We start from the raw sequence: 20,938 nt of genomic DNA, 5'->3' as shown, positions 1-20,938 counted from the left end.
TCAGCGGACCATCACGGCGGCAGGGGTCAGACGCCCGCCCGGAGCTCCTCGACCCGCGGGTGGCGCAGACCGGGGTGCCCCTCGGGCAGGCTGCGGCGGATCACCCACCAGCTCACGGCGAGGCAGGCGGCCACGAGCGGCCAGCTCAGCAGGACCCGGGCGATGCCGAGCTCGGCCACCCGGCCCGCCTCGTAGAGCGGGACGAAGACGGCGACCCGGACCACGTACTGGCCGACCCACACCCAGCTGCCGCGCGAGTAGGCCCGCACCAGCGCCGGGTCGCGCCGCCAGCGGGTGCGCTGCTTGAGCACGGTGCCGACGACGAGGCCGAGCAGCGGCCACCGCACCACGATGCTGACGATCCAGAGGAGGGCGGAGGCGGCGTTGCTGAGGAGCTGGAGCAGGAAGAAGTTCTCGGCCCGGCCGGTGCCGAGCGCGATCAGCCCGGCCACGCAGACGCCGAGCAGGCCGATCACGACGGCGCGGGGCTTGTCACCACGGCGCATCCGCCACACCGACAGCGCCAGGGCGAACGCCACCGCGGCGCCGACCCCGGCCCAGATCGAGCCGTCCCCGATCAGATAGCCGGCCACGAACCCGATCGGCGGCAGCGACGCGTCGACCGCCGCCCGCCGCCCGTTGAGCAACTCCGCCAGCGATTCCGGCTGCGCCATCTTCAACCCTGTTCCTTCGAGTTAGGTGAGCCTAACCCACTCGGGGTGGCGGCAGGTTCGCGCCTCACCGGCTTGTTCGTACCATGGAAGGACCCGCGCATCGAGGAGCCGACGATCACCAGCAGTTTCCTTCTCCTCAAGCCCGACTGCCTGCGCCAGGCGCTGACCGGCGAGGCCGAGCGGGTGATCGCCGGGCTGGGGCTGACGATCGAGGAACGGCGGACGGTGACGCTGACACCGGCGGGCGTGCGGGTGCTGTGGCCGGAATACTCCGACGACGGCCACGTCCTGGCCCGCGCCTTCCTCGACCGCTACCTCACCTCCGGCCCGTCCGAGGTGGTCGTGGTGAGCGGCGAGGACGCGTACGAGAAGTGCCGCCTGGCCAAGCGCGAGCTGCGCGGCCGGTACGCGATCGGGGTGTTCGCGAACGTCGTGCACGCCGCGGAGAGCCGGTCCGAGCTCGCCCGACAGATGGCCTACCTGCTCGGCGGCGTCACCGCGGCGGCCGAGGTCCGGCAGCGGCCGAGGGGCATGGACTTCCGGGCCGTCATCGACATCCCGGCGCTGGTCGACGAACTGTGGCCGCTCCTCCAGCAGGATCTCCGCCCGCCGCCGCCGCACCGGACGGATGCCTCCGGGACGTGGGCGCTGATCCTCGGCGGCGACCGCGACCACACCCTCGACTCCACCGTCACGGCGCTCTGGCAGGCGTTCCCCGGCATCGACCCGGCCCGGGCGGTCCTGCTCGCCCTCTACGCGGACCGGACCGGCGGCTACCCGATCGCGACGGGAAGCCGCCGATCCATGGTCCGTGCCGGGAAGGCACTGAAGAAGCACGGCATCCGGCACTGCTGGACGGTCAGCGCCCCGCCGGAACCGGTTCCCGCGACATCGGCGGCGCCGCCGGGCCGGGCTGCGGGGACGCCGTCTCCTCGGTGATCGCCGGCCACGGCAGAAACCGCACCCTCTTGCGGGCCGCCAGATCCTCCACCCAGCCGAGGAACAGCACAGCGTTCGCCAGCAGCGCGAGCGCCACCACGACATAGCCGACCTCGAAGAACCGGCCGAGCCGCCACACCTCGAGCGCGTCACCGACCGGGAAGCAGAGGGCGATCGCCACGTTGTTCCACAGGTAGATCGTCACGGCGCGGGCGTTGATCAGCGTGACCCAGCCGTCCGCGAACCGCCGCCTCCGCAGCCACGTCATGCTCGGCGACCAGCGCAGCAGCACCAGCACGAACCCGGCGTTGTAGACGGCGTAGGCGACCGGGATCTCCTTGATCCCGCCGGCGTCCGGGTGCTGCAAACTCCAGGCGAGACCGGCGACGACCGAGGCCGCGCCCAGCACCGTCACGAGCAGACCGGGGATCCTGCGGAGCGTGCCGTCGCGGTGCGCGAAGCCGAGCATCCAGCAGGTGGCGTACATCAGGATGTTCGTCGCCACCTCCCGGTAGTTCTCGTTGGCCGGCCAGATCGGGCGGATGCTCAGGGCCGGCAGCACGGCCACCGGCGCCACGATCGCGACGAGCCGGGCCCGGCGGTAGATCCCCAGCATGATCGGCGACAGCGCCACCAGCCACAGGTAGGTGACCAGATACCAGAGCACCTCGGTGGCCTGGATGCCGAAGCTGCTCGACGGCGGGTCGACGAACGGCACGACCCAGGCGACGAGGTGCCAGAGCGGCGGGCGCTGCTCCCACCCGTACAGGAACATCGCCGGAACCAGCACGCCCGCCAGGACCCAATAGGCAGGCAGCAGGCGCCGCAGGCGGCTGCTGATCACCGACATGACCGAAGGTGATCGCTGAAGCGAGTTCGCCATGAGCGAGCCCGCCAGGGCGAACATGACGCCCATCGAGGGGAAGATCAATTCGAGCAGGGCGTAGGGGAACATATGGAAGACCGACACCCGGACGATCGCCAGCACGCGCAGCAGATCGAAGTATCGGTCACGACCGGCCGCGGGCTTGGTCTCGGCCATGGCGCCTCCTGAAAAGCACACGGAGGTGTCGGCGACCGGCTCCCCCGGCGGCCCGGACGAACCGCTGCGCCAAGCTATGACCGCAGCTTCTGCCTACGCTGTGTCATCCCTGTCCGTTCGAGATCAAGAGCCTTCATGGGTACGTTCATAGCGCCGCTCGCTGCCGGAAAACCTCAACTCCGTCCCCGCTGAGCTGCGACAACCACACGGCCCGGCCGCAACAGGCGAGCAGCGGCGCCCCGATCGGCCCCCTGATCCCGGGGCCCTCACCGTGCCGCCGATCGACGTCGGTAGCCACCAACCGTAGTCCCCGCATGGCCCGTGCCGGAGGCAGCGGCGGCGGCATCCGCATCGTCAGACGTCGCTGTGTGGCGGCCGCCGCGGCCCAGAGGTCGCGCAGGCCGAGCTGTTGCAGGGTCAGGTGGGCGGCCACGTCGCGGACCGTCCACCCGGCACAGAGCGAGGGCTTCGCCCACTCCTCGGCCGTCAGGTCGTCGAGCAGGCCGGCGATCGCGAGCCGCAGTGCGGTGATCTCGTCCCAGACGTCCATGTGCCGCCTTCTCCCGGGGTCAGGTGCTCACTGTTTCTCCTAGAACCGCGGTGACCATCGCTTTCAGCTGGGTGCTCGGGTCGAAGGCGGGGTCGGGTACGGCCAGCTCGTGCAGCACCACGCCGGTCCAGTGGTTCATCAGGATCGGCGCGTGCCGTTCCGGGTCGTCCGAGCCGGCCGGCCGCAGCCAGGAGACGAACCACTCGCCGGCCCGGGCCCCAGTCGCCAGCAGGGTGGCACACAGCGAGGGATGAATTCCGGGCTCGACGAGGATGGCGTACCGCGCCAGCGTGAGGGTCCGGTGCGTCGTCGTCGCCTCGTGGGCGAAAAGCGTCATGACAAGGGCCAGCTCGGCCGGGGTGCGCGGCGCGCTCCGGACCGCGATCGCCTCCCAGTTGCGCCGCTCGCGCTCCGCGAACCGCTCCACGACCGCATCGAGCAGCGCATCCCGTGTCCGGAAGTGATCTGCGCCGACGGCTCCCCGAAGCCCTCGACCGGATGTCGTCGCTGTCGGCCACCGAGCTCGACGCCGTGATCGACGACAGCCTGCGCCGCGAACTGGCCGCCGGCGTGACGACGGTCCGCGACCTCGGCGATCGGGATTCGGCCGTGGTCGACCGCTTCCACCCGCGCGACCGCGGCGGTGTGCGGGGTGAAGGCGCTGCGGCGGGCCGTCCGGGACCGGGCCGAACGCGGCGCCGATCTCGTCAAGGTGATGGCCACGGGCGGGATGATGACGCCGGGCACCGACGTACGCGCCTGCCAGTTCACCCTCGACGATTCCCGCACGATCGTCGACGAGGCAGAGCGTCCTAGGAACCTAGGTTGAATAAAGACGGGCCAGGCGTCCGGGCGAACGCGGAGGGGGCGAGCCACAGGGCCCGACGAGCGCGTGTCGAGTTGGGGTCCGATCCGCGCCCCAACTCCCCACGCAAACGACAAAGCGACCCCCCGGCGGCGCGATGGGCGCGAAAGGCGCGGGGCGCGGGACGCAGGGCGCGGCACGACACAGGACACGACGCGACGCAGGACACGACGCGACACGAGGTGCGGAAAGCGCGCGACGCAGGGCGCCGGGGCGCTGCGACAAGGGGAAGAGGGTGTGTGAAGGGACAACGGGCGAGCGGGAAGGGGCGAACGAGCGGGAATGCGGAATGGGGCCGCGAAACGGAGCCGGAACGGGCGAAGGCCGCCCCGGGAAAGGGGCGGCCTTCGTGCCTGTCGGCATTCGCTGAGGACTGCTTGTCAGCGACCCTTCTTCCAGTCGCCGGGGCCGTCGTGGAAGTCGTGACCGCCCGGGCCGTGACCGTGGTGGCCACCCGGGAAACCGCCCGGGCCGCCGCCCCAGCCGTAGTAGACCTTCAGCGCCCAGCCGCTGCGGAAGCCGCCGGTCCGGAAGCACCGGTAGTTCTCCCAGCGGTCCTGCCAGACGCCGGCCCGACCGACACGCTCGCAGGTCCGCGGGCTGCGGTAGACGCCGTAGATCCGCTCACGGCGCGGGCGCGCGTCCTGCTTCGCCGTGGTCTTCGCGTTGTCGGCGGACGGGGTGGACGGGGAGGCCGAGGATGCGGCCGCCGGGCCGGCAGCCATGGTCACACCCGCGGCCACCGCCACGCCCGTCATGACGAACGTGCGTGTCAACTTGTTCATGGATCACCTTTCCACAAGAAAGGGCTTTTTCGGACAAGAGCGACAATATCGTCAAGCCGATCCATTTTCAGCTGACACACAGCCTCGAACGGGTGATCTTGCAGTTAGACGGCGATCTTCGCGCGGGCCGCCGGGCGGAGGTAGACCGCCCAGGTGACCAGCACGCAGAGGGCGTAGAAGGCGATGAAGGCCATGTACGCGGCGTCGGCGTCCTTGTAGGTCAGGAACGACTGGCGGAAGGCCAGGTTGACCAGCACCCCGCCGACCGCGCCGATCGCGCCGGCGATGCCGATGACCGCGCCCGAGATGCGGCGGGCCTGGTGCTCGTCGCCGGCGTACTTCTGCCGGAAGATCGCCGGGATCATCTTGTAGGTGGAGCCGTTGCCGAGCCCGCTCAGGACGAACAGCACGATGAAGCCGCAGATGTAGAGCGGCAGGGACCGCTGCTGCGCCGCCACCAGGACGATCGACGCCCCGGCCGCCATCGCGATGAAGTTCACGAACGTCACCCGGGCCCCGCCGAGCCGGTCGGCCAGGGCGCCGCCGAGCGGGCGGATCAGCGAGCCGAGCAGCGGGCCGAGGAAGGTCAGGTAGGCCGCCTTGATCGGGGTGTCGAACTGCTCGGCGAACTGCACCTGCAGCACCTGGCCGAAGGCGAACCCGAAGCCGATGAACGAGCCGAACGTGCCGATGTAGAGCAGCGACATGATCCAGGTGTGGCCCTCGCGGGCGGCGTCGCGCATGCCCCGCTTCTCGTTGCGGGCCTGGGTGAGGTTGTCCATCCAGAGCGCCGAGGCGACCGCCGCGATCACGATGAACGGGATGTAGATGCCGGCCACGATGCCGGGGCTGCCCGAGCCGAAGACCGCGAGCACGAAGAGCCCGACCAGCTGCACCACCGCCACGCCGAGGTTGCCGCCGCCCGCGTTGATGCCGAGCGCCCAGCCCTTGAGCCGGTCGGGGTAGAAGGCGTTGATGTTCGCCATCGACGAGGCGAAGTTGCCGCCGCCGACGCCGGCGAGCGCGGCCAGGATCACCAGGGTCTCGAAGGAGACGCCCGGCTCGATCAGGAAGGCCGCCGACACCGACGGGATGAGCAGCAGGGACGCGCTGATGATGGTCCAGTTGCGGCCGCCGAACTTCGCCACCGCGAACGTGTACGGGATGCGCAGGGCCGCGCCGAACAGCGCCGGAACCGCGGTGAGCAGGAACTTCTGTGCCGGGTCGATGCCGTAGGCCGGTCCGAGGAACAGCACCAGGACGGACCAGAGCGTCCACACCGAGAAGCCGATGTGCTCGGAGAAGATCGAGATGATCAGGTTGCGCTTGGCGATCGCCGCGCCGCCGTTGTCCCAGAACTCGCGGTCCTCGGGGCGCCAGTCGTCGATCCAGTGGCCGTTGATCGATCTCGCAGCCGGCCGTTCGAGTACAGCGGTCACGTCATTCTCCCAAGATGATCTGGTCGCCGTCGGCCCGGACCGGGTAGACGGTGAGAGGGGGCTGGCCGGACTGGGAACACCCGGTGGCGAGGTCCCAGGCGAAGAGGTGCAGCGGGCAGACGACGACCTTGTTGTCGATCTGCCCGTCCGCCAGCGGGCCGCCCTGGTGGGGGCAGACCGCGTCGACCGCACGGAGGGAGCCGTCGCGAAGGCGGAAGACCGCGATCATCTGTCCGTCGACGGCGTAGGAGCGCCCTTCGCCGAGCGGGATGTCGTGCAGCGAACCGAGAACCACAGCAGTTTTCATGAGCGCACCGGAACCTGGGGGAGAACGGTCAGGGGAAGGGAAGTGCGGAACTGGCCGGGCGTGGCCGGCTCGGCCCGCTCCTTCCAGGGGTCCTTGTAGGCCTGCACGGCCTCGTCGACGGCCTCGTCGAGCGCAGCGGCGATGCCCTCGGCGTCGTCGACCACGATCTCCCGGATCCGGTCGATGCCGATCCGCGGCACGAAGGCGTAGGTCCGCTCCAGCCAGTTGGCGTTCTCCCGGTAGTACTGGAGGAAGCGGCCGGTCAGGCGGATGACCTCCTCGGCCGAGCCGACCGTGGTGAGCAGATCGCCCTTGCGGATGTGGGCGCCGGCAGCGCCGCCCACATAGATCTCCCACCTACCGCCGTCGATCGCGACGACCCCGAGATCCTTGACGTACGCCTCGGCGCAGTTACGCGGGCAGCCGGTGACCGCGAGCTTCATCTTGCCGGGGCCCTCGAGACCCTGGTAGCGCTCCTCGAGCGCGATGCCCAGCGCCGTCGAGTCGCCGACGCCGAACCGGCAGAAGTCCGAGCCGACACACGTCTTCACGGTGCGGAAGCTCTTCGCGTAGGCGTAGCCGGACGGCATGTCCAGGTCCGCCCACATGGCCGGGAGCTGTTCCTTCGGAACACCGAGCAGGTCGATGCGCTGCCCACCCGTCAGCTTCACCATGGGTACGTCGTACTTCTCCGCAACCTCAGCGATCTTGCGCAACTGGGCCGGGGTGGTGACGCCGCCCTTCATCTGCGGCACCACCGAGAAGGTGCCGTCCCGCTGGATGTTGGCGTGCACCCGGTCGTTGATGAACCGGGCGTCGCGCTCGTCCTCGTACTCGTCGGCCCACATCATCTTGAGCAGCGACGCGAGGCCCATCTTGCTCTTCGCGTCGTGCTGCCCGCCGGGCACCAGCTTGTCGAACACGCTGGAGACGCTCTTCAGCTCGTACTTGCGGATCGCGGCCATCAGCTCGGGCTTCGGCATCGGCACGCCGGGGACGTACCAGGACGCCGCCGGGTCCTCCTCGACCTCGCCGCCGGCCGCCCACTCGACGATCCGCTGGACGAGCGGCTTGCAGGTGCCGCAGCCCTTGCCGGCCCGGGTCTTGTCCATGACCCCGCTGACCGTCTTGCAGCCCTGGTTCACCACCCCGCAGATGGCGCCCTTGCTGACGCCGTTGCAGTTGCAGACCTGTGCGTCGTCGGGCATCTCGGCCGGCGACACCTCGCCGGCCGGGCCGCCGATGTCGAAGAGCAGCTCGGCGCGCTCCTCGGGCAGGGCCATCCCCCGGTCGAAGGCCTGGATCAGCGACGCCGCCTTGCTGTTGTCGCCGACCAGCACCGCGCCGACCAGCACGTCGTCGCGGATGATCAGCTGCTTGTAGACGCCCTTCTTCGGCTCGTTGTAGACGATCACCTCGTCGGTGTCGTGCTCCGGGGCGATCAGGCCCATCGAGGCGACGTCGATGCCGGCGACCTTCAGCTTGGTGTGCAGCTTCGAGCCGGTGTACGCCACGTCGGTCGTGCCGGTGATGTGGTCGGCGAGCACCTTGGCCTGGTCCCAGAGCGGCGCGACCAGGCCGTAGAGGCTGCCGCGGTGCTGGGCGCACTCGCCGACCGAGTAGATGTCGCGCTCCCCCTCGACCCGCATCTGGTCGTCGACCACGATGCCGCGCTCCACCGGCAGGTCGCTGTCCGCGGCGACCTGGGTGTTCGGCCGGATGCCGGCGGCGATCACCACGACGTCGCAGTCGATGACCCGGCCGTCGGCGAGCTTCACGCCGGTGACCCGGTCCTTGCCGAGGATCTCGGTGGTCATCGCGTTGGTGACCACCTCGATGCCGAGCTTGCCCTCGACGCTGGACTGCAGCATCTGGCCGGCCTTCGGGTCGAGCTGCCGCTCCATGAGGTGACCCATGGCGTGCAGCAGGGTCACGTGGCTCAGGTGGTTCTGCAGGCCGCGGGCCGCCTCCAGGCCGAGCAGGCCGCCCCCGATCACCACGGCCCGTTCGTGGTCCCGCGCGTACCGGATCATCGCGCGGGTGTCGTCGAGCGTGCGGAACGCGAAGACGCCCTGGTGGTAGCCGCGCTTCGGGTTGTGCACGTTCTTCATCGGCGGCGTCCACGAGTAGCTGCCGGTCGCGATGATCAGCTTGTCGTAGGGGGTCCGGCTGCCGTCCTCGGCGTAGACCACCTTGGCCGCTTTGTCGATCCTGGAAATGCGAGTGCCGGCGTGCAGCGTGATGCCGTTCTCCCGGTACCAGGAGAGGTCGTTCAGGAAGATCCCGTCCTCGGTCTCCACCCCGGCGAGCAGGTTGGAGAGCATGATCCGGTTGTAGTTGCCGTACGGCTCGTCTCCGAACATCGTCACGGTGAAGTCGCCGTCACGAGCGAGGATCTCCTCGACCGTGCGGGCTCCCGCCATGCCGTTGCCGATGACAACAAGGCGCTGGGTCATCGAGTCGTGGTCCCTTCCGGTGTGTCGGCGAGCGCGATGGTCACCGCGCACACCTTGAAAGCGGGCATCTTGGAGTGGGGGTCGAGTGCCGGGTTGGTCAGCGCGTTGGCGCCCGGCCAGTGGAACGGCGCGAAGACCGTGTCCGGGCGGATGCCGTCGCTGAGCCGGGCGCGCAACGTCGCGGCGCCCCGGCGGCTGCGGAGTTCGACCAGGTCGCCGTCGGCGATGCCGTGCCGGCGGGCCAGGTCGGGGTGGATCTCGGCGCGGGGTTCCGGCAGCGCCACGGTGAGCGCCTTCACCCGCCTCGTCTGGGTGCCGCTCTGGTACTGCTGCATGTTGCGGCCGGTCGTCAGCACGTACGGAAATGTCCCGTCCGGAAGCTCGGCGGGATCGCGGTGATCGACCCGCACGAACCTGGCCCGGCCGTTCGGCCGGGGGAAGCTCTCGGCGAAGAGCCGGGGCGTCCCGGGGTGGTCCTCCGCCGGGCAGGGCCAGAAGACCCCCTGCTCGGCCTCGATCCGCTCCCAGGTGATGCCGCTGTAGTCGGCGATCCCGCCCGCGCTGGCCCGGCGGAGCTCGGCGAAGACGGTCCGCGGATCGGCCGAGAAGTACCGGCCGCGTCCCAGCCGCTCGGCGAGGTCGGCGATGACCCGCAGATCGGTGCGGACCAGCGGAGGTGGCGGGAGGGCCATCCTGCGGCGGATCACCCGGCCCTCCAGGTTGGTCATCGTCCCCTCCTCCTCGGCCCACTGGGCGGCGGGGAGGACGACGTCGGCGAGGGCCGCCGTCTCGGAGAGGAAGATGTCCGAGACGACCAGGAAGTCGAGGGACCGGAGCCGGTCGATCACATGGGTGCTGTGCGGGGCGCTGACCGCGATGTTGCTGGCCAGGACCCAGAGGACCCGGACGCCGCCCTCGGTGCCGAGGCGATCGAGCATTTCGTACGCGGAGACGCCGGGCACCGGCAGTTCGTCCGGGTCGATGCCCCACACGCCGGCGACGTGCGCGCGAGCGGCCGGGTCGTCGAGCCGGCGGTACCCGGGCAGCTGGTCCGCCTTCTGGCCGTGCTCCCGGCCGCCCTGCCCGTTGCCCTGCCCGGTGATCGTCCCGTAGCCCGAGAAGGGCTTGCCGACCAGGCCGAGCGCGAGCGCCAGGTTGAGCCAGGCCTGCGCCGTGTCGGTGCCGTTGCTGTGCTGCTCGGCGCCGCGAGCCGTGAGGATCATGGACGGCTGCTCGGTGGCGAGCAGGCGCACCGTCTCCCGCAACCTGCTCTCCGGGACGCCGGTCATCCGCTCGACGCGCTCCGGCCAGTAGGCGTTGCTCGCCGCCTTGACCGCCGCGAAACCCTCGGTGCGGTCTCTGATGAAGTCCTCGTCGACCCAGCCGGAGCGCAGGGCGATGTGCAGCATCCCGTTCGCCAGCGCCAGGTCGGTGCCGGGCAGCGGCTGCAGGTGCAGGTGGGCGCCGTTGGCCGTGCTGGTCCGGCGCGGATCCACCACGATGTGCTTCGCGCCGGCCGCCCGCCCCGCGTCCAGGTACTGCATGGACGGCGGCATCGCGTCGGCCGGGTTCGCGCCGACCAGCAGCACGGTCCGGGCCTCGGCCACGTCGGCGAGCGGGAACGGCAGCCCGCGGTCGATCCCCAGCGACCGGTTCGCCGCCGTCGCCGCCGACGACATGCAGAACCGGCCGTTGTAGTCGATCGACGAGGAGCGCAGCGCGACCCGGACGAACTTGCCGAGCGCATACGCCTTCTCGTTGGTCAGTCCCCCGCCCCCGAAGGCGCCGACGCTGTCCCGCCCGTACCCGTGCTGGTTTTCCTGGATCTTGGCGGTGATCAACGCGTAGGCCTCGTCCCAGGAGGCCTCCCGCAGCGGACTGTCCCGGTTGCCCGGCTCCTTGCGGACCAGCGGCGTCAGCAGCCGATCCGGGTGGTCGAGCAGGTCCGCCGCGGTGAATCCCTTGGCGCACAGGCCGCCCCGATTCGTCGGGAACTCGGCCGGCTCCAGCTGAACCCCCGGAATCCTCGGGGTCAGCGTCATCCCGCACTGCAGTGCGCAGTAGGGGCAATGCGTCTGGGTCGCCGTCACGGGTAGTAGCCTCGCGGCCGCCCGTTAACCCTTCCGACGCTTAGCGGTGACGCTGTTGTCAGGAAATCCCTACAACGGGCTGCCGGCCAATGTGAGACGCGCGGCATCGAACCGTCGCAATACCAGATCGGCCACGGCGTCGTCGTGACAGAGCGGCGGCGTCACCGCATCGGCGCCCGCGTTCAGCAGGGAGCGGTAGAAGAGCCCCTCGGCGAGCAGGTAGGCGGCGATCGCGATCCTCCGCGCGCCCCGCTCACGGAGTCCCGCCACCACGTCCTTGACCAGGGGTCCGGCCCCCGACGTGTAGCCGATCTCCGCACCGAGCCGGGAGGCCACGCCCTCGACGTCGGCGCGCCACAGGGGATCCGACGAGCCGGCCGCCGCGAGCACGATCGCGTCGGCGTCGTCCGGGAGATTGCGGACCATGCTGTCCAGCAGGATCGGGTCCGGGCCGAGCGGGCCGGTCACCGGGAACCCGGTTCCGGAGACGGCCTCGGCGATGTCCACCCGCACGTGATAGCCGCAGGAGAGCAGCAGCGGGACCACCACGGCGTCGGTCGCTTCTTCAGTGATCACCGAGACCTTGGGCTCCTGGACGTCGACGTAACACAGCCGCACGTCGAGGCCGGGCCGGCGGCGCGCGACGGTCCGGGCCAGCTGCTCGATCTGCCGGCGTCCGGCGGGCGAGCGGGTGCCGTGCGCGACCGCGATGAGCGTGGGGTTCATGGGTCTGCTCCTAGGGGTTGCCGGTCAGGCCGCTTCGTCCACCCGCAGGCGGTAGCCGCGCTTGATGACCGTCTCGATGTGCTTGCCCGATCCGAGGGCGGCACGCAGACGGGCCACCGCCACGTCCACGGCGTGCCCGTCGTTGCCCCGCGGCAACGCCTCGGCGAGCTGTTCCTTCGACACCACGACGCCGGGCCGGCGGGCCAGCGAGGTGAGGATCGCCATGGCCGCCGGGGCCAGGGCGTGGAAGTCGTCGTCGATGAGGACGGCGTGGCCGCGTACCTCGAGGGTGGAGCCGGCGACCCGGAGCCGGACCGCGCGCCGGGGCAGCTCGTCGGTGACCGTCTTGATCAGGGCGCCGAGCCGGTAGCGCTCCGGCGTGACGACCGGGATGCCCCGCTCGATCAGCGGCGCGGCCGTCACCGGGCCGACGCACGCGGCCAGGGTGGAGCATCCGAACGCGGCGACCACGTCGGCGCCGGCGTCCTCGGAGATCGTCAGGAACGCCTTGACGGCCGGGGCGCTGGTGAACGTCACGGCGTCGATCTGGCCGGCCGCGACCTGCTCGGCGAGCCGGCGCACCGGGGCGACGTCCGGGGGCATCGCCCAGCGGTAGACCGGCACCTCGACGACGGCCGCGCCGGCCGCCCGCAACGCGCTGACGAACTCGGTCTGCGGCTCGCCGTGCTCCTGCACCACGATCCGCCGGCCGGCCACCCCGTCGCTGAGCAGGCGTTCGAGGACCTCCTCGGACGCCTCGGTCTTGGCCGCCCAGTCCTCGGTGAGCCCGGCCGCGCGGATCGCGCCGCACGGCTTCGGACCGCGGGCGATGATCTTCGCGTTGCGCAGCGAGGCCCGCAGCGTCTCGGCGAGACCCCAGCCCTCGGCCGCCTCCAGCCAGCCGCGGAAGCCGAAGCCGGTGGTCGCCACCACGAGGTGCGGCTCCAGCCCGATGCACGCCTCGGTGGCCGCCCGCAGCGCCTCGTCGTCGATCAGCGGAATGATCGTGATGGCCGGCGCGCTCACCACTCGCGCGCCCCGCCGCTCCAGCAGTGCCGCCATCTCGCTGCGGCGTCGTTCCGCTGTCACCGCCACGGTGAAGCCCGCCAGTGCGCCCTCGGTCATCCAGTCCCCCGTCTCAAGCCTGGTGCAAGAGTCCTAAGGCCTGATTTCGGAACCGGCAAAGTCATGTTTCCACGATGATAACGGCGACTCACTTGCCCGTTGATCACCGTTGTGAGCGCCCGCTTCGCGCGATGCACCACCCACGCCCAGAGCGACGCCACCCCGCACCACTGCCGGGTCACCCCCACCGATCGGGATGCGCGTCCGAAAGTGATCGTGGCGGCGAGCTGTGGGATCGAGGCCGGCCGGGTCGTGCCCTTCTGACCGGAAACCGTCCGCCGATTGCATTAATCCGGGGTCGAACAAAAGGACTAACCGAATGTGCCAAAATAGCAGGTGAATTGATCTCGCCTATTTCGCTGACGGCTCCCTGACCAGAGCGTTCACCACCAGAATGACATCCTTCCCACCCGTACGACTTAGCTCGCGAGTGATTCGCCGCTTGGATCGCTGGCCGCCCCCTTCCCTAAACTTCATACTGATGGAAGAAATCGAAGTTGATTCGCGTCGGGCCGGTTTTCCGAGAGCCGGGAGGCGAAGCGATGCGACAGTGGCTAGCGTGTCCGGTCGCCGGGGACCGGCTCGATGACGGACGAGCGGTTCCGGCTGTGGCGCCGGGTCGGCCTCTACGGCCTGGCGACCGTGAGCACGGTGGCGAACGGCCTCGAGGTGCTCGGCGCCGAGCAGGTCACCCCGGCCGGCCTGGTGATCGCCGGATTGATCGGCACCGGGGCGCTGCTGCCGGCCGTCTACGACGAGGGGTACCACCGGGGCGCGCGACGCTCCGGCGACACCGGCGCGGAGCTGGCCGTGCGTAACAAGGAGCTGACCACGATCCGGAGCGTCCTCGACTCGACGCTCGGCGCGTACCGGCCGTACCAGGAACGCCGCACGATCATCTTCGACATCGGCGAGCAGGCCGAGGACGACCTGATCGAGGAGCACCGCCGGACCACCCCGCTGCGCGGCCCGGTCGTGTACTGGTCGCAGTTCGAGGCGCTCACCCACAGCCCGCACCACAGCCTGAGCTGGGACGACATCGAGCTGCGGATCAACCGCACGCCGGAGGATCCGAGCGACCCGCAGCGGGCGAAGGTGATCCAGGTGCGGGACCGGCCGATCCCCCGGGCGCTGATCCTGTTCGCGCCGCCGTGGCACCGGGTCGACTGGACGGCCCACTACCGCTCGCCCGGGCACTGGGACCCGTTGCGCGAGGCGAAGGGCCAGCGGTTCGTCTGGGCGCCGCCACTGATCCGGCGCGAGGAGAACGGCACGTCACGCACGCCGGTGCGGTCGGTCACCTTCGTCCTCCGGTTGCCGTCGGCCCTGGGCGTCCTGGACTGCCCGTCCCCACCGGAGGGCATCGCCTTCGATCCGGCAGATCAACCCCATGACGGGGTACGCACCTACCGGTTCACCATCGACGACCTCAACGCCTTCCTGGCCGCGCGCCCGCCCGCCGAGGCCGCGATCAAGCTGATGCTGCTGCTCGATCCGGAGGGAAACTGATGAGCATCGATCACACCACACGACGGCGCGGGTCGGCCGGTTTCCTCATCGCCGGCGCGGTGATCGCGTACGCGAACATCGCCGTCATTCTGATCGCCACACTGAAGCCACTCCGGGCCGCGCCGCTGCTCGTGGTGATCGCGGTGGCGGGCGTGGTCGTACTCGTACGTCTGCGTCGCTTCGAGGAGGTGTCCCCGAAACCGGCGGTGATCCCGGATCGGCGGCCGGCCACGCGGACCGCGCCGGCGCGGGAGCTGCCGCCGGGCGAGTGGCCGGACCGGCCGCTGTCGAGCATCGAGGGGTACAGCGAGGATCTCGCGCTGACGGTGTGGGTGGGCAGCGGCGAGGACGGTGACCGGGTGCGGGAGCGGCGGACCACGCGGGTCGATCGCCCCCTGCGGCAGCGTGAGCTCACGCTGATCTCGCCGTACGCCGGGCTGGACACCGGCAAGTTCTCGGCGACGCCGCGGATCGGGGTGAGCGAGGCGCGGACCGCTGGGCGGCGCCGGGAAGCGACCTGGATGGCCGAGGACATCACCGGGCGCGGCACCGTCAATTTCGTGCCGGAGATACCGGCCGGCGAAACCGTGGAATGGACGTTGGACTATTCGCCGGCGGGATTGTGGAATCCGTTGCGCGCGGACGACATCGACGTATTTCGGTACGACGTGCGCAATTTCCCGATCGGCGAATTCTCGGTGACGTTCCGGGTGGACGGAAAGGCGCGGACGGTCCTCGTCCAGGAGCGTGATCGGCGCGGCACGCTGAGCGGCCCCGTGCGGGATCGTGCGAACGACGAGTGGGTGGTCACCTGGAAAGCCGACACGCCGACCCCGCCGACCCGGTTCGAGTTCGACGTACGGGTGGATTGGCCGGCACCGTGAAACGCGCGAGTGAATACACCCACGAGTGCACCGCGGCGCGAGTATTGTTCTCCTCGGTGGTTTTACAAGATCACGTGAGGAAATGACATGTTCACGACTTTCGGTAAGAACGGTGCGCGGGGCGGCGAAGGCTCCGCCGGGTGACCGGCTCCGCGCCGTACCCCACGGTCTTGATCTGAGACGGAAGCTAGTCCTCGCCGAGGACGCGGCGGATCTCGGCGCGCAGGTGGAAGGCGGCGATCCGGCCGTCGAGCATGCCGATCCGGTAGTCGGCGCCGAACTCCGGGTCCTCGGCGACCTGCGGATCGCGGAGGCCGGCGGCCCCGTCCACCCGGCCGGCGTTGTAGGCCACCAGCGCCTCGTCGATCACAGCAGTCTCCCCGGTGCGAATCCGTCGCAGCCATCTCACACGCGAAAGATCCGCCCGCCCAGGGGCCGTCCGTCCGGACTTGGGCGACGTCGCTCACAACCGGGTCGTCAGGCCGCCAGCAGGCCCGATGCGCGCCAGAGGGCCGCACCGGGGCCTCCGATCAGATCAAGGTCTTTGAGGTACGTGACCACGCGCTCGCCCGCCCAGCGCATGGTCTCGCGGTGGTACGGGTTCTGCCAGGCGGCCCGCCGCCCCTCCTCGGGGGAGATGCCGACGGCCCGGTAGACGCGCGGGTCCACGAGCCGGCGGCCGGTCAGGAACGCGGCCCGGCCGATCACCAGCTTGTCGAAGACGATCCGGCCGCGGCCGGCCCGGCGGATCTGCCGGGCCAGTTCCTCGCGGGCGTAGCGGACGTGCCGCGCCTCCTCGACCACGTGGATGCGGGACACCATCCGTACCAGCGGCTGCACGTTCTCGTCGGCCATCGCCTCGCGCTGCAGGGTGTCCAGGATCTCCTCGGCGATCAGGATGGCGGCGAACATCCGCGGGCCGCTGCCGGTGTGGGCGATCCACTTGCCGAGCCAGTGGTTGAAGCCGACCGGCTGGTAGATCGGCGTCCCGAGCCGGGCGATCATGCGGCCGAACATGACCGAGTGCCGGCACTCGTCGCCGATCTCGGTGAGCGCGTACTGCGCGTGCGCGGCCGTCGGGTCCTGCTTGAAGTAGTCGCGGATGAGCAGTTGCATGAGGATCGTCTCGAACCAGACGCCGAGCCCGGCGATGCTCGCCACCTCGTGCTTGGTGAGCTCGATGCGCTGCTCCTCGGTGAGGCGGTCCCAGAGCGCGGTGCCGTAGAGGCTGGACCGGTGCGGCGGCACGAAGAATTTGCCGGGTACGAACGGCGCCTCCCAGTCGATCTCCACTTCGGGGTCGTAGGAGTGCTCCGCCGAGGACCGGAGCAGGCGGGTGGCGGTGCGGTCGCGATCGGTCATGGTGGCGCCCCCTTGACGTTACCGGCGGTAACAGATACTTCTTGTACTATGAACTCGGCCACACCACCCGTCAATCCCCCATCGAAGCGCGGCGATGGCCGGCGTGGTCGCTGGGACCACCACCGGGAACAGCGCCGGGCCGAGCTCACCGCGGCGGCCATCGAAGCGATCCGGCTGCACGGCCCGGACGTCGGCATGGAGGCGATCGCCGCGCACGCCGGCGTCAGCAAGCCGGTGCTCTACCGCTACTTCGCCGACAAGTCCGAGCTGTGGCTCGCGGTCGGCCAGGAGGCCGGCGGGATCATCGTGGAGGCGATGGTCCCGGCCGTCGCGAACGTCCGCGAGGAACGGGCCGTCATCGCCGCGGTCATCGACGTCTACCTCGCGCAGATCGAGGCCGACCTGAACCTGTACCGGTTCGTCGTGCACCAGCCGGACGTCGCCCGGCACCGGGACGTGGTCGCCGACGTCATGGACACGGTGGCCAGCGGGCTCGCCCGGATTTTCGGCGATCGGCTGCGGGCCCGCGGGCTCGACTCCGGCGCGGCGCTGCCCTGGGCGTACGGCGTGGTCGGCTACGTGCAGGCGGTCGGCGACTGGTGGCTCCGGCAGCAGCAGCCGATCAGCCGGGAGGCGCTCGGCGAATACCTGACGACGTTCCTCTGGGGCGGCATCGCCGGGATCTCCCGGGCCGCCGACATCCCGGGCGGGCTCTCCGCCTTCACCGCTCCCACGGAGGACTCATGAGCGATGAGCAGTACCGCGGTCCCGCCCGCCTGCGCACCGAGGACGAGGACATCGCGGTGTCGATACGGATGTCGGCCCGCTTCGAGCCGATCGAGGGAAGGTTCCGGTGGGCCGGCCGCACCGGACCCGACGAGGCGTTGCTGCGGAGGGTGAGCGGCGGACTGCGTACGGCGGTCCTCGTGGTCGACGAGCGCGAGACACCGGTCAAGCTGAGCGAGCCGGATCCCTGGGGCGGGGTGCGGCTCTCGGGTACCGGAACCCCGCCGTGGTCCGGAGCCGGCCATGACTGAGCACTTCGACGTGCTGATCGTCGGGGCCGGCCTGTCCGGGATCGGCGCGGCCTGGCGCCTCCAGCGGCAGCGGCCCGGCGACACCTGGGCCATCCTCGAGGCGCGCGACGCCGTCGGCGGGACCTGGGACCTGTTCCGCTACCCCGGCGTGCGATCCGACTCGGACATGTTCACGCTAAGCTACCCGTTCCGGCCGTGGCGGGAGCGCGAGGCCCTGGCGTCGGGGGCGGCGATCCGGCGGTACATCGAGGAGACGGCGGCCGAATCAGATATCTCCCCCAATATCCGTTTCAATCACCGCGTCGTGCGCGCCGACTGGTCGACCCCCGAAGCGCGGTGGACCGTCCGGATCGCCGACGGCGGCGTTCTGACCTGCGATTTTCTCTACAGCTGCTCGGGGTACTACAGCTACACCGAGGGTTACCAGCCGGACTTCCCCGGCATCTCGTCGTATCGGGGCACGGTCGTCCACCCGCAGTTCTGGCCCGGGGACCTCTCCTATGCCGGCAAGCGCGTCGTCGTGATCGGCAGCGGCGCCACCGCGGTGACCCTGGTGCCGGCCCTGGCCGCCGACGCGGCACACGTGACGATGCTGCAGCGCTCCCCCACGTACGTGACACCGCTCCCGGACCGCGACGTGATCGCCGACCTGGCCCGCCGGATCCTGCCGCCGCAGGCGGCGAATCGCGTCGCCCGCGCCAAGAACATCCTGCTCACGCAGGGTTTCTACCAGCTCGCGCGGCGGCGGCCGAAGCTGGTGCGCGAGGCCCTGCGCAAGGTCGCGGTGCGCCATCTGGGCGACCCCGGGTACGTCGACGAGCACTTCAAGCCGCGCTACGACCCCTGGGACCAGCGGCTCTGCGTGATCCCGGACGGCGACCTGTTCCAGGTGATCGCTTCCGGGCGCGCCTCGGTGGTGACCGACCACATCGAGACGTTCACGCCGACCGGCGTCCGCCTGCGGTCGGGCACCGTCCTCGACGCCGACATCGTGGTCTCGGCGACCGGCCTGTCCCTGCTCCCGGTCGGCGGCATCGCGCTGACGGTCGACGGCGACCCGATCGACGTCGGACAGCACGCCGCCTACCGGGGGCTGATGCTGAGCCGGGTGCCGAACTTCGCCTACTGCCTCGGCTACACCAACGCGTCGTGGACGCTGCGCGCCGACCTGTCCCACCGCTACGTGCTGCGGCTGCTCGACCACATGGACCGGCGGGGCTACGCCATCGCCGCCCCGACCGCCCCGGTCCGCAGCGGCCGGCCCCTCATCGACCTGTCCTCGGGATACGTGCGGCGCGCCCTCGACAGGTTCCCGAGGCAGGGCGACCGGGACCCGTGGATCATCCGGCAGAACTACCTGCGGGACGTGCTCACCACCCCGCGCGCCGACGTCACCCGCGACATGACCTTCACCCGTGCGTCCGTTCCCCACAAGGTGGCCTCATGACTCCCTATCGTTTCGCCGGCCGCACCGCCGTCCTCACCGGCGCCGCCAGTGGCATCGGCGAGCACCTCGCCTACGGCCTGTCCGCGCGCGGCAGCAACCTCGTCCTGGTCGACGTGGACGCCGCGCGGCTCACGGCGGTCGCTGACCGGATCCGGACATCCCATCCGGGCATAACCGTGCAGACCATCGTCGCCGACCTGGCCGATCGATCGGCTGTCGACGATGTGGCGGAGCGGATCCGGTCCGAGCACCCGGCACTCGGCCTGCTCGTCAACAACGCCGGAATCGCGCTGGGCGGCCGCTTCGACCAGATCTCCGTGGCGCAGTTCGAGACCGTCATGAACGTGAACTTCCGCGCGCCGATGCTGCTCACCCACGCGTTGTTGCCGTCCCTGTCGAACGGTTCGCATCTGGTCAACGTCTCGTCCCTGTTCGGGCTGATCGCGCCGCCCGGGCAGTCCGCCTACGCGGCCAGCAAATTCGCGTTGCGCGGCCTCAGCGAATCGTTGCGGAGCGAGCTCGCGGAGAACGGGATCGGCGTCACGACAGTGCATCCGGGCGGTATTCGCACCCGGATCGCGGAGAGCGCGCTCGTCGGCGTCGACGTTCCGGAGTCGGAGATCGAGCCGAATCGGAAACTGTTCGCGGCGCTGCTCAGCTATCCGCCGGAAAAGGCCGCCGAACAGATCCTGCGCGCCGTCGCCACCCGGAAGGCACGGCTGCTGATCTCGACGAGCGCCAAGGTCCCCGACCTGCTGGCCCGGCTCCTGCCGGTCGGTCACGCCCGCATCGTGCGTGCCCTGACCACGGCTTCCGCTGCGCGTCCCGCTTCCGCTGAGCGGGTGGTCAATCGATGAGGTTCATGGACGTACGGGGGACCCGCATCCGCGTCCACGAATCGGGCCCGGTGGAAGCGCCGCCGGTGGTCCTGCTGCACGGTATCGGCCGGAGCCTCGAGGACTGGTCGCCGCAGCATTCCCGGTTCGACGACGAATACCGGGTCATCAGCCTCGACATGCCCGGATTCGGGTTGTCCCAGCGCTCCCCGGAGACCACCACCCTGCCCGTGCTCGCGGACGGGGTCCGGGCTTCGCTGGACGCGCTCGGCGAGACGCGTCCCGTGCACATGATGGGCAATTCCCTCGGCGGCGCCGTGGCGATGACCATGCTGGCCGGCGAGCCGGATCGGGTGTCCACCCTGACGCTGGTGAACAGCGCCGGGTTCGGCCGGGAGGTGACGGTCGCGCTGCGCATGCTCGCCGTTCCCGGAATCGGCCGGCAAATGCTCAAACGCATCGACGCGCGTACCGCCCCGCGGGTGGAACGGCAATTGTTCGCCGACCGCGCGCTGGTCACGCCGGAACGCATCGAGATGGCGATCCGGATCGCCCGCCAGCCCGATTTCGCACCGGTCTACCTGGAGATCGCGAAGGCCCTCGGCGGCTTCCGCGGCGTGGCGGCCCCGTGGCGCACCGATCTCCTCCGCCGGGTCGCCGCGCACGCCAAGCCCACGATGATCCTCTGGGGCGACCGGGACGTGATCCTCCCGTGCGCCCACCTGGCGGCGGCGCGGGCCGCGTTCCCGCACGCGCAGTCCCACCTGTTCGCCGACACCGGGCACATGCCGCAGATCGAGAGGCCCGACGAGTTCGCCCGGCTGGTGAGACCGCTGCTGGCAAAGGCCGGGGTCTGACGAGGCCC

General features: G+C 70.5%; 22 protein-coding genes. 9 read left to right on the top strand and 13 right to left on the bottom strand.

What is annotated here, in order from left to right; translation table 11 throughout:
• Window positions 1-26: 26 nt before the first annotated feature.
• Entirely contained in the window at window positions 27-674 is a 648-nt protein-coding gene (locus tag AB0G10_RS08535) for a DUF3159 domain-containing protein (RefSeq protein WP_360918132.1), read from the bottom strand.
• Window positions 675-746: 72 nt separating this feature from the next.
• Between AB0G10_RS08535 and AB0G10_RS08530 the strand changes: the two genes are divergently transcribed.
• Entirely contained in the window at window positions 747-1,613 is an 867-nt protein-coding gene (locus tag AB0G10_RS08530) for a nucleoside-diphosphate kinase (protein WP_360918131.1), read from the top strand.
• On the opposite strand, the gene AB0G10_RS08525 is transcribed toward AB0G10_RS08530, so the two are convergent.
• The 3 genes from AB0G10_RS08525 to AB0G10_RS08515 form a co-directional block, all read right to left on the bottom strand.
• Entirely contained in the window at window positions 1,534-2,655 is a 1,122-nt protein-coding gene (locus AB0G10_RS08525) for an acyltransferase (RefSeq protein WP_360918130.1), read from the bottom strand. The two genes, AB0G10_RS08530 and AB0G10_RS08525, sit on opposite strands and share 80 nt — an antisense overlap.
• Before the next feature lie 145 nt (window positions 2,656-2,800).
• Entirely contained in the window at window positions 2,801-3,205 is a 405-nt protein-coding gene (locus tag AB0G10_RS08520) for a maleylpyruvate isomerase N-terminal domain-containing protein (protein WP_360918129.1), read from the bottom strand.
• 19 nt (window positions 3,206-3,224) lie between these two features.
• Window positions 3,225-3,632: a TetR/AcrR family transcriptional regulator gene (locus AB0G10_RS08515; protein WP_360918128.1), complete on the bottom strand. Its 408-nt coding sequence runs from the start codon at window positions 3,630-3,632 to the stop codon at window positions 3,225-3,227.
• 225 nt (window positions 3,633-3,857) lie between these two features.
• Between AB0G10_RS08515 and AB0G10_RS08510 the strand changes: the two genes are divergently transcribed.
• A complete protein-coding gene (locus AB0G10_RS08510) occupies window positions 3,858-4,034 on the top strand; it encodes a hypothetical protein (RefSeq protein WP_360918127.1) in 177 nt (58 codons plus the stop codon).
• Between the two features lie 416 nt (window positions 4,035-4,450).
• Here the strand turns inward: AB0G10_RS08510 and AB0G10_RS08505 are convergent, their stop codons facing one another.
• From AB0G10_RS08505 to AB0G10_RS08475, 7 genes are all read right to left on the bottom strand, one after another.
• Window positions 4,451-4,855 carry a hypothetical protein gene (locus AB0G10_RS08505; protein WP_360918126.1) on the bottom strand — a complete coding sequence of 135 codons (405 nt, stop codon included), beginning with the start codon at window positions 4,853-4,855 and terminating at the stop codon, window positions 4,451-4,453.
• Window positions 4,856-4,959: 104 nt separating this feature from the next.
• Entirely contained in the window at window positions 4,960-6,294 is a 1,335-nt protein-coding gene (locus AB0G10_RS08500; RefSeq protein ID WP_360918125.1) for a nitrate/nitrite transporter, read from the bottom strand.
• A 1-nt stretch (window position 6,295) separates the two neighbouring features.
• Window positions 6,296-6,601: a Rieske 2Fe-2S domain-containing protein gene (locus AB0G10_RS08495; RefSeq protein WP_360918124.1), complete on the bottom strand. Its 306-nt coding sequence runs from the start codon at window positions 6,599-6,601 to the stop codon at window positions 6,296-6,298.
• Window positions 6,598-9,057 (bottom strand): nitrite reductase large subunit NirB, encoded by a 2,460-nt coding sequence (gene nirB, locus AB0G10_RS08490; protein ID WP_360918123.1) that lies wholly within the window; start codon window positions 9,055-9,057, stop codon window positions 6,598-6,600. Before nirB ends, AB0G10_RS08495 begins: the two co-directional genes overlap by 4 nt.
• On the bottom strand, window positions 9,054-11,147 hold the full coding sequence (locus tag AB0G10_RS08485; RefSeq protein WP_360918122.1) for a molybdopterin oxidoreductase family protein: 2,094 nt from the start codon (window positions 11,145-11,147) through the stop codon (window positions 9,054-9,056). The genes nirB and AB0G10_RS08485 overlap by 4 nt, the downstream gene beginning before the upstream one ends.
• 69 nt (window positions 11,148-11,216) lie before the next feature.
• Window positions 11,217-11,873, bottom strand: a complete 657-nt coding sequence (locus AB0G10_RS08480; protein WP_360918121.1) for a sirohydrochlorin chelatase — start codon at window positions 11,871-11,873, stop codon at window positions 11,217-11,219.
• Between the two features lie 24 nt (window positions 11,874-11,897).
• Window positions 11,898-12,998, bottom strand: a complete 1,101-nt coding sequence (locus tag AB0G10_RS08475) for a uroporphyrinogen-III synthase (protein ID WP_360918120.1) — start codon at window positions 12,996-12,998, stop codon at window positions 11,898-11,900.
• Window positions 12,999-13,583: 585 nt separating this feature from the next.
• Here AB0G10_RS08475 and AB0G10_RS08470 point away from each other — a divergent pair.
• Both AB0G10_RS08470 and AB0G10_RS08465 read left to right on the top strand, forming a co-directional pair.
• Entirely contained in the window at window positions 13,584-14,507 is a 924-nt protein-coding gene (locus AB0G10_RS08470) for a hypothetical protein (RefSeq protein ID WP_360918119.1), read from the top strand.
• The gene (locus AB0G10_RS08465; RefSeq protein WP_360918118.1) at window positions 14,507-15,391 is read left to right on the top strand and encodes a hypothetical protein; all 885 of its coding nucleotides are present in this window, start codon (window positions 14,507-14,509) and stop codon (window positions 15,389-15,391) included. The genes AB0G10_RS08470 and AB0G10_RS08465 overlap by 1 nt, the downstream gene beginning before the upstream one ends.
• Window positions 15,392-15,578: 187 nt before the next feature.
• Here the strand turns inward: AB0G10_RS08465 and AB0G10_RS08460 are convergent, their stop codons facing one another.
• Together AB0G10_RS08460 and AB0G10_RS08455 are read right to left on the bottom strand one after the other, a co-directional pair.
• A complete protein-coding gene (locus AB0G10_RS08460) occupies window positions 15,579-15,761 on the bottom strand; it encodes a hypothetical protein (RefSeq protein WP_360918117.1) in 183 nt (60 codons plus the stop codon).
• A 107-nt stretch (window positions 15,762-15,868) separates the two neighbouring features.
• Entirely contained in the window at window positions 15,869-16,753 is an 885-nt protein-coding gene (locus AB0G10_RS08455) for a diiron oxygenase (protein WP_360918116.1), read from the bottom strand.
• 48 nt (window positions 16,754-16,801) lie between these two features.
• Between AB0G10_RS08455 and AB0G10_RS08450 the strand changes: the two genes are divergently transcribed.
• From AB0G10_RS08450 to AB0G10_RS08430, 5 genes are read left to right on the top strand one after another with little or no spacing between them, the layout of a single operon-like run.
• Window positions 16,802-17,500: a TetR/AcrR family transcriptional regulator gene (locus AB0G10_RS08450; protein ID WP_360918115.1), complete on the top strand. Its 699-nt coding sequence runs from the start codon at window positions 16,802-16,804 to the stop codon at window positions 17,498-17,500.
• Window positions 17,497-17,790: a DUF4873 domain-containing protein gene (locus tag AB0G10_RS08445; protein WP_360918114.1), complete on the top strand. Its 294-nt coding sequence runs from the start codon at window positions 17,497-17,499 to the stop codon at window positions 17,788-17,790. The genes AB0G10_RS08450 and AB0G10_RS08445 overlap by 4 nt, the downstream gene beginning before the upstream one ends.
• Complete coding sequence (locus AB0G10_RS08440) at window positions 17,783-19,237, top strand: NAD(P)/FAD-dependent oxidoreductase (RefSeq protein WP_360918113.1); 1,455 nt, start codon at window positions 17,783-17,785, stop codon at window positions 19,235-19,237. The genes AB0G10_RS08445 and AB0G10_RS08440 overlap by 8 nt, the downstream gene beginning before the upstream one ends.
• Entirely contained in the window at window positions 19,234-20,094 is an 861-nt protein-coding gene (locus AB0G10_RS08435) for an SDR family NAD(P)-dependent oxidoreductase (protein WP_360918112.1), read from the top strand. Before AB0G10_RS08440 ends, AB0G10_RS08435 begins: the two co-directional genes overlap by 4 nt.
• Window positions 20,091-20,930 carry an alpha/beta fold hydrolase gene (locus AB0G10_RS08430; protein ID WP_360918111.1) on the top strand — a complete coding sequence of 280 codons (840 nt, stop codon included), beginning with the start codon at window positions 20,091-20,093 and terminating at the stop codon, window positions 20,928-20,930. Before AB0G10_RS08435 ends, AB0G10_RS08430 begins: the two co-directional genes overlap by 4 nt.
• The last annotated feature ends 8 nt before the right edge of the window (window positions 20,931-20,938 follow it).

The sequence above is a fragment of the Actinoplanes sp. NPDC023714 genome (assembly GCF_040639855.1).
In the GTDB taxonomy this organism is placed as follows: domain Bacteria; phylum Actinomycetota; class Actinomycetes; order Mycobacteriales; family Micromonosporaceae; genus Actinoplanes.
Note: the sequence above shows the minus strand (reverse complement) of the source record. Positions and strands in the feature narration are given on the sequence as shown.